10 protein-coding genes are annotated in these 7,910 nt (G+C 46.6%); 7 read left to right on the top strand and 3 right to left on the bottom strand.

Annotated features, from left to right (window positions below; genetic code table 11):
* Positions 1-133: 133 nt before the first annotated feature.
* Positions 134-346 (top strand): DUF2555 domain-containing protein, encoded by a 213-nt coding sequence (locus P5683_RS20860; RefSeq protein WP_006617626.1) that lies wholly within the window; start codon positions 134-136, stop codon positions 344-346.
* Between the two features lie 135 nt (positions 347-481).
* Positions 482-1,738, top strand: coding sequence for a bifunctional phosphopantothenoylcysteine decarboxylase/phosphopantothenate--cysteine ligase CoaBC (gene coaBC, locus P5683_RS20855; RefSeq protein WP_006621072.1), 1,257 nt, complete (start codon positions 482-484; stop codon positions 1,736-1,738).
* Positions 1,739-1,889: 151 nt separating this feature from the next.
* On the opposite strand, the gene chlP is transcribed toward coaBC, so the two are convergent.
* Positions 1,890-3,110: a geranylgeranyl reductase gene (gene chlP, locus P5683_RS20850; RefSeq protein WP_006621071.1), complete on the bottom strand. Its 1,221-nt coding sequence runs from the start codon at positions 3,108-3,110 to the stop codon at positions 1,890-1,892.
* A gap of 316 nt (positions 3,111-3,426) precedes the next feature.
* Between chlP and P5683_RS20845 the strand changes: the two genes are divergently transcribed.
* The 4 genes from P5683_RS20845 (at position 3,427) to cysE (ending at position 5,492) form a co-directional block, all read left to right on the top strand.
* The gene (locus tag P5683_RS20845; RefSeq protein ID WP_315640982.1) at positions 3,427-3,633 is read left to right on the top strand and encodes a hypothetical protein; all 207 of its coding nucleotides are present in this window, start codon (positions 3,427-3,429) and stop codon (positions 3,631-3,633) included.
* Between the two features lie 14 nt (positions 3,634-3,647).
* Positions 3,648-4,283, top strand: a complete 636-nt coding sequence (locus P5683_RS20840; protein WP_006621069.1) for a hypothetical protein — start codon at positions 3,648-3,650, stop codon at positions 4,281-4,283.
* Positions 4,284-4,302: 19 nt separating this feature from the next.
* A complete protein-coding gene (locus P5683_RS20835; RefSeq protein ID WP_006621068.1) occupies positions 4,303-4,602 on the top strand; it encodes a hypothetical protein in 300 nt (99 codons plus the stop codon).
* A gap of 104 nt (positions 4,603-4,706) precedes the next feature.
* Complete coding sequence (cysE, locus tag P5683_RS20830) at positions 4,707-5,492, top strand: serine O-acetyltransferase (protein WP_006670809.1); 786 nt, start codon at positions 4,707-4,709, stop codon at positions 5,490-5,492.
* On the opposite strand, the gene P5683_RS20825 is transcribed toward cysE, so the two are convergent.
* Positions 5,489-6,067, bottom strand: a complete 579-nt coding sequence (locus P5683_RS20825; protein WP_315640983.1) for an Npun_F5749 family FMN-dependent PPOX-type flavoprotein — start codon at positions 6,065-6,067, stop codon at positions 5,489-5,491. The genes cysE and P5683_RS20825 overlap by 4 nt on opposite strands.
* Here P5683_RS20825 and P5683_RS20820 point away from each other — a divergent pair.
* Complete coding sequence (locus tag P5683_RS20820) at positions 6,057-7,124, top strand: tocopherol cyclase family protein (protein WP_006621065.1); 1,068 nt, start codon at positions 6,057-6,059, stop codon at positions 7,122-7,124. The two genes, P5683_RS20825 and P5683_RS20820, sit on opposite strands and share 11 nt — an antisense overlap.
* A gap of 480 nt (positions 7,125-7,604) precedes the next feature.
* Here the strand turns inward: P5683_RS20820 and P5683_RS20815 are convergent.
* Positions 7,605-7,910: hypothetical protein (locus P5683_RS20815; protein WP_315640985.1), on the bottom strand; the 306-nt coding region annotated here is incomplete at its 5' end.

Below are 7,910 nucleotides of genomic sequence, written 5' to 3'. Positions count from 1 at the left end.
TACGGTGCTTTTGGAATCTTTCTAAAAGCTTTGCGGGATACCGCCTCTGTTATCTTAACGGGTAATAGTGCTATCGTCGCATTGTCCGGGAACAACCGGAAAAATGTCGCGTAAATGTATCAGGTATTGCGAGATGGAAATGTTGACTCAATCTTCGCCCAAGATTTCCGCATTGACAGCAGATGATGTGGCTCAGTTAGCTTCCCGCTTGGAAGTGGATAATTACAGCAACGCATTTGAGGGATTGCAGGATTGGCATTTACTCAGAGCGATCGCTTTCCAGCGTCCAGAATTGGTTGAACCTTATATTCACTTATTGGATTTAGAAGCCTATGACGAAGCCTAAAGAATTCTAGGATACCCCAAAACCACAATTTCCCCAGGGTGGGAGTATATAGAAACCGGGTTTCTGGAAAAATCGGTTAGTGAGAAACCCGGTTTCTGCGCCTACCAAATATCACTAATACAGCTATTAGCTTTTATGTCCGACCGGCGACGTATTTTAATTGGGGTAACTGGTGGAATAGCCGCCTACAAAATTTGTGAGGTGGTTTCCACTTTGGCAAAATCGGGGGCGGAAGTTCGTACTATCGTCACGGACTCGGCTCAACAATTTATTACCCCCCTAACTTTAGCTACTTTATCGCGCGATCGCAGTTATAGCGATCGCGACTTTTGGCAGCCTACCCACGGTCGCCCCCTTCATATTCAGTTGGCACAATGGGCTGATATTTTCGTCATTGCACCCCTAACCGCCAATACCCTCAGTAAACTAGCCACCGGAATGGCGGATAACTTGCTCACTAATACGGTTTTGGCTTCCACCTGTCCGATTTTGTTGGTTCCAGCTATGAACCGGGAAATGTGGAAACAGCCAGCGGTGGCGCGAAATTGGCAACTACTTTTAACAGATAGTCGCTTTCACAGCATTACTCCCATTCCTGGTATTCTCGCCTGCGATACCCCTAATAATACCGACAGCCAATCAGTTGAGGTGTCAGCAGCCGGACGTATGGCAGAACCTCAACAAATATTAGCCCATATTTATTCCCTACTCCATACCCAAGGAAATCGAGATCTCGCTAATAAACAAGTCCTGATTTCCGCCGGGGGAACTCGCGAACATTTAGACCCGGTGCGGTTTATTGGTAATCCCGCTACTGGTAAAATGGGAATAGCGATCGCTCAAGCCGCAGTCCACCGAGGCGCACGGGTGACAATGGTACATGGTCCCATGAATAATCTGGAGATGGTGGAGACTCTATCAGAGGTTACCTTAGTTAGTGTGACTACCGCCCAGCAAATGTCCGAGGCAATGTTATCATTATTTCCCGCAGCCAACCTGACTATTATGGCGGCGGCGGTCGCTGATGTCCGACCTACGGCTTATCACCCGGAAAAGTTACCTAAGCGATCGCTTCCTCAACAACTAGACTTGGAAACAGTACCCGATATTGTCGCTCAATTGGCACAAAAAAAACGCCCCGACCAGCAGTTAGTTGGCTTTGCGGCGCAAACTGGAGATATTTTAGCCCCCGCTTGGGAAAAATTGCAGCGCAAAAACTTAGATGCGATCGTTGCTAACCCCATTGACCAACCTGGGGCGGGTTTTGGTAGCGACACCAACCAAGCTATCTTACTCGCGCGCCATGGCAGAAAACAGAACATCAGCGGATGCACTAAGTTACAATTAGCTCATCACCTGTTAGATTTCATTGATTTTTCACCAATAACCTAATAGCCGCGGGTTCTGCGATCGCCTTTATATTACAGATTCTTTATAACCCCCCCTGACCCGCCCATAGCTGGTCAGATATTTAACTAAAAGATAGCCCCGTCTCTTGAGATGAGAGCGGGGCGGTAACTTTCGGTTAAACTAGGTTAGGGCGCTAGGGCGCTAGGGCGTGACCGCGTAGCAGACTACCCACAGTTTTGGCTGTGATCTTCATTTGTACTAACGGGTTAGCCGGAACAACTGTCTTATACAGATAGCTGTCAAACGTCATCCGTTGTACATCGAGATCAGAACACATTTCTACAAATGCTTCCCGACTTGCATCAGAACGGTAGAATACCCGTTGCAGGACATCCAGCACTAGGTAGGTCATGCCATACTGTTTATCCCAGCGTTTCAGATACAGTTTCAAATCATCTTCAGTGGGGATACGCTGACCGGCGTTGGAAGTTTCCACAATGGTTTCAGCACACATACGACCAGACTTAGCCGCAAAATAGATACCTTCACCAGAAGACTTAGTTACGGTTCCGGCTGCATCTCCCACCAGGGCTACCCTTCCCACAACCCGACGAGGACGGGGATGTTCTGGAATTGGGTGAGCTTCCACTTTAATGATTTTACCACCTTCAATCCGATGGGCTGCGCGGGCACGGATTCCAGCTTGCAGCTTTTTGATCATGGCTTGGTTAACCTTCATGGTTCCGGTTCCTACCGCCACGTGATCATATTTCGGGAACACCCAAGCGTAAAAGTCCGGGGAAACATCATTCCCTACATACATTTCCGCCCGATCTTCGTAATAAGCCATTTTATCAGCCGGGATGCGAATCCGCTCTTGGAAGGCGATCGCATAATTATAATCCCCAGCGTCAATAGCCTTGGCTACACGGGAGTTAGCTCCATCAGCACCAATGACGAGATCTACTTTCAGGGTTTTGGCAGTTCCTACCGCATCACCACTAGAATGATCATTGTAGTGGATCGTGTAAGGTTCGCCACTGCTGGCGGGGATTTCTAATTTGTGAACAGTACCGTTGATTAGGTTAGCACCCAACGAAGCAGCACGGTCACGCATGAAACCGTCGAGGACCTCCCGACGACACATTCCGATATATTCGTTTTCATTTTCTAAATTGATATCCACCTCACGGTTAGAGGGGGAAATCATTTTCATTTTTCTGACCCGCCGATCAATGATTTCGGGTGGCAGGTCGAATTCACTTACCATACACAGAGGAATAGCACCACCACAGGGTTTGGCGTTATCCAGTTTGCGCTCGAATAAATAGGTTTCAATTCCAGCTTTTACTAGCGTTTCGGCTGCGGATGAACCCGCAGGACCAGATCCGACAACAGCAACCCGTAGAGTCAAAGGTCTTCTCCCAAAAATTTATCTCGTCAGTTACTAAGCCAAAATCCTAACACGAACTTGCAGCCAAGGGGGAGGTTTCTGTTCAGACTTGTGACGTATTGCAACACACCTTAACATAACTTTACAAAACTCCAACTTCATTCTCACTTGCCGCTTTCATAGCCATGAGCAATAGTTAATTATACTTATTGGCTCTCCCCAACCTTACCCACAAGCATCGTGGGAATTGATGATTGACAGGAAAATCCGGTAGTATTGATAATGGCAGACTAAATTAATTATCCATCCCTAACTCAACCGTAAATAAGCCCAAACTATGCCTTGGAATAATCAGCAAAACTCAACCACAACGCCTACTCAACTAATTAATCAAATCTTAACTTCCGGGAAACTGACCTATCTCCAATATCTGGGATTAATGTCAATTATCTTGTCAGACACTCAGATTAATGATTTAGAACGCCATCAAATTAATCGCATTTTTGATTATGTGCAAAATGGTCGCCTGACTCTGATTCCCTAAAATTAATTTTGGTTATGAATACCCCCAGTCACGCAATTATTAATCTGGCTTTATTGGCAAATTCCAGCCAACCCGATGCTAATTTATTCATTGTTTTAGGAGGTATTTTACCAGATATTCCCATCTTTGTATTCTACGGTTGGGCAAAATTTATCGCCAAAATGCCAGAATCTCAAATCTGGTCAGAGGCTTATAACTCCCAGCATATACAAAGGATTGTGGCTATTTTTCATTCTATCCCCTTGGCGATTTTAGCCTGGGCGATCGCCTTTAAGTTGGGATGGTTGATAGCTCAAGTTTTGTGTATAAGTATAATTTGGCATAACTTATTAGATTTGCCAGTTCATAACGATGATGCCCATCGCCATTTTTTCCCGCTCAGTAACTACCGTTTTATCAGCCCAATTTCCTACTGGGACCCCCGACATTATGGCTCCCTAGTGTCCCTAATGGAATTGCTGTTAGTATTATGGTCAAGCTATACAGTATTTTCCCAAGTGCGATCGCCCCTAGGTCAAACCCTAATCCTATTGGTTAACCTGCTCTATACAGGTGGCTACAGCTACCATATCCTTAAACGTACCAGAAAGCAGACTCACCACCCCATAAACCGAATCAAAACAGCTATACTAAAGAAGATAGCCCCATAATGAGAGCTTAAATTTTCCGATGAAAGCACAAGAGTTAATCCCCCTCAGCTTATTGATAATAACTGCGATCGCCCCCGTTTCCGCCCAAACCACCGAAACCACCGACAATAGCCGTGAGTCCCTCAGTTCAGTTAATCCTGTTGTAGTGGACCAACCAAAAGCGATCGCTCAAATTGACCAAGCCACATTGAGAAATGCTTGTGCTACCAAACGCTTTGACCTGCTACCAATTCCCTTTTCTGATGTATCCCCCGACCATTGGGCGTTTGAGGCCATCATGAACCTATACTACTGTATGTGTCCATCTACCAAATTCTAACTTTCTGGTAAAATTGATCACATCCTGACATTTAAACTTTTGTATTAGCCCCTCATCCGTTAACATAGATAAGTAATTTGTTTAACAGAAACTGGTTATTGATTGTGCTAAAGACCCTTCGAGCCGACTTTCGCATTATCTTCGATCGCGACCCTGCCGCTCGGAACTGGCTAGAAGTCATGTTCTGCTACCCCGGTCTGCAAGCGTTGCTATTTCACCGTCTCGCTCACTGGTTGTACTGTATCGGTTTACCCCTAATTCCCCGTCTGATATCTCACCTGTCCCGATTTATTACAGGCATTGAAATCCACCCAGGGGCTACCATAGGTCAAGGTGTCTTCATCGATCATGGTATGGGTGTAGTCATTGGAGAAACAGCCATTGTCGGAGACTTCTGCTTAATTTACCAAGGCGTAACCCTCGGCGGTACAGGTAAAGAAAGCGGTAAACGTCACCCCACCCTAGGGGAAAATGTAGTCGTCGGAGCCGGAGCCAAAGTTCTCGGTAATCTCCAAATTGGTAATAATGTCCGCATTGGTGCGGGTTCCGTAGTCTTGCGGGATGTTCCCTCTAACTGCACAGTAGTAGGGGTTCCTGGTCGCATTGTTTACCGCTCCGGTGTCAAAGTTAACCCCCTTGAACATGGCAGTTTACCTGACTCAGAAGCCGTAGTCATTCGGACTCTGCTAGATCGCATTGAAACCCTAGAGCAGCAAATGGAATCCCTACAGCAAGAACGGGTGGCGTTGGTGGAAAAAGTCCCTGTAGGAGCAGGTTTCCGCACCTATAACGGACAATATCAAACCTTAACTACCTCTGAAGGTACGCGCTCTAGCTGTCAGATTAAAAACAGAGCCATCCAAGAATTTTTAGACGGTTCTGGTATTTAAGGATTGACCGCCTTCCCTTTCCAAGTGCCATTACTTTGAGCATCATAAATTGTCCGATTCTGGGGCTCGCCGCGCAATTGTAAATGATCTACCCGCTCAGGTGTTAGCAGCAGGACCGAAAAATTGGGGGGTGGCTGTTGGGGAATGGGGTCGGGAGGGTCAAAATTAGCGCGGCTTTCGCCGTGGCGCTGTTGACCAGGATCCGGCCAGAAAAATTGACTTTTGGCTGCCTCTGATAACTCCTGCCAACTCTGATCACATAGATGCTCTGCGTACTCTAGTATGGTTAACTGACCAGAGATGCGGAACTGTTCTCGGGTTTTCGGAAAATACCAGCAAGCCTCACCCCAAGGATTTTCGGCAATTTCTATCACCTTTTGGCTGCGGGTGTCCGTCACAAATTTAAGGCGATCGCCCTTAGTCATAAACCCCCTAAATACTACCGTCCGATTAGCCGGTCGTCCGTCCAGGCGAACCGTCGCTAACTGTAAATAACGGGAATAGGAAAGGCTACGGTTTCGGTGCATAGCCGCCACCAACGCTAATCTCCAGACAGGAGTTTTTATGATTGCCATGTTTGATTTGAAACCCATTACTGCTCTATCTACCCCCCACAATGGTTATCACTGGGAAGGCGGCGATCGCCGTTTTTTTGAAGGCTGGTATTATCGGGTCACTCTCCCCGAACCCCGTCAAACTTTCGCCTTCATGTACTCCATTGAAGACCCCAGCGGCGGACAACCCCACAGCGGCGGTGCTGCCCAAATTTTAGGACCAGATGACCAGTACCTCTGTCGGACTTTCCCTGATGTCAATAAATTCTGGGCATCTACCGACACCCTAGCTCTGGGTCATTGGGGAGACACTGACCTAAAATCTGCCCCCGGATATCTCGACTCTCAACTATTCGATCGCTTTATTCGTCAAGGATATCAGGGAACTGATACCCACCATCAAGGTCGCCTCAAAGATGGAACCCGTAACTGTAGTTGGGAATATACTATCACTCCCGTTTATGGGTGGGGACAACAACAGTCAACCGCTGGCTGGCTATCATTTCTGCCGATTTTTGAACCGGGATGGCAAATATTAATGGCTCACGGTTCGGCTACTGGCTGGATTGACTGGAATGGCACACTCTATCAGTTTACTAACGCCCCCGCTTACGGTGAGAAAAACTGGGGCGGCGCATTTCCTCGAAAGTGGTTTTGGGTTAACTGCAACTGTTTTGACCATATTCCTGATTTGGCTCTCACAGCAGGCGGCGGAAAGCGATCGGTATTGTGGTGGCTCGAATCCGTCGCTATGGTCGGTATTCACTATCGCGGTCAATTTTATGAGTTTGTCCCCTGGAATGCTCAAGTTCACTGGCAAATTGCACCCTGGGGAGATTGGCACATTCAAGCTGACAACGGACGGTTTCAAGTTTCCCTCCAGGCTACCACTACCTACCCCGGTACTCCTCTACGCGCCCCTACTCATCATGGCTTGCAATTCTGCTGTCGCGATACTATGAAAGGTGAAGTAACCCTACAACTCCGACAACAGGGACGCTTAATTCTGGAAGCCCATAGTTCCCTCTGTGGCCTGGAAACTGGAGGTGGTCCCTGGGATGAAACCTGGGTTCATTGATAGTTATGTTAAGTTTTGTAACAAAAAATTAAGCAATGTTAAAAAAAATCATTTTTTGGGGGAGGGGGTAGCTTTTTGGGGAGACTCATGCTACTATTATATGATAATGGCAATATTGACAGTTTTTTTATTTTGGAAAATATCCGATTATGTAAGAGTATGTCAATATAATACCAGAAATCCCCGGCTTTTGTCAACCCCTTGGGGCTAACTTGGCGGGCAAATTTTTTAAAATTGTCTAAAAAATCAACATATAAGCACAAGAATCTGTTACCATAGAGTAAATGACTGGGGCTGTGGCTCAGATGGATAGAGCAAGCGCCTCCTGAAGAATCGGGCACCATGTGGGGAAACCCCTTGTGTGAATGTGGTCAAACTCAAGGAAGCCTAAGTTTATGTGAACCATGAATAAGGTAATCTTGAGCCAAGCTCTAACCCCTACGGTTGGAGAAGGTGCAGAGACTGGTTTTGGGAGTTGGATTAAACGACTTCTTGAACATAACGGCCACCACCTAAGAGCATTCTATGAGTGCTTATGGTGAAGGGATAGTCCAGAGAGTGGGGAAACTCACACAAATCTGAAGCGCTAGGTCGCCGGTTCGAGTCCGGCCAGTCCCGTTGGAAATTAATCGCAGATGCTGATATGTAACTGCTGCGATCGCAGATAATAGTAGGTAGACCTAAAATTCTGGGGAGCCAGAATTTAATCCAAGATTTGCTTGACATCTTATGACAATAAGGTACAATACCCAAAAAGATTCGCAACTCAATAATGAGTATACGGTC

It is taken from the genome of Limnospira sp. PMC 1279.21, assembly GCF_032349615.1.
Classification (GTDB): domain Bacteria; phylum Cyanobacteriota; class Cyanobacteriia; order Cyanobacteriales; family Microcoleaceae; genus Limnospira; species Limnospira fusiformis.
The sequence above is the reverse complement of the archived record's forward strand: the minus strand, read 5'-3'. Positions and strand labels throughout refer to the sequence as shown.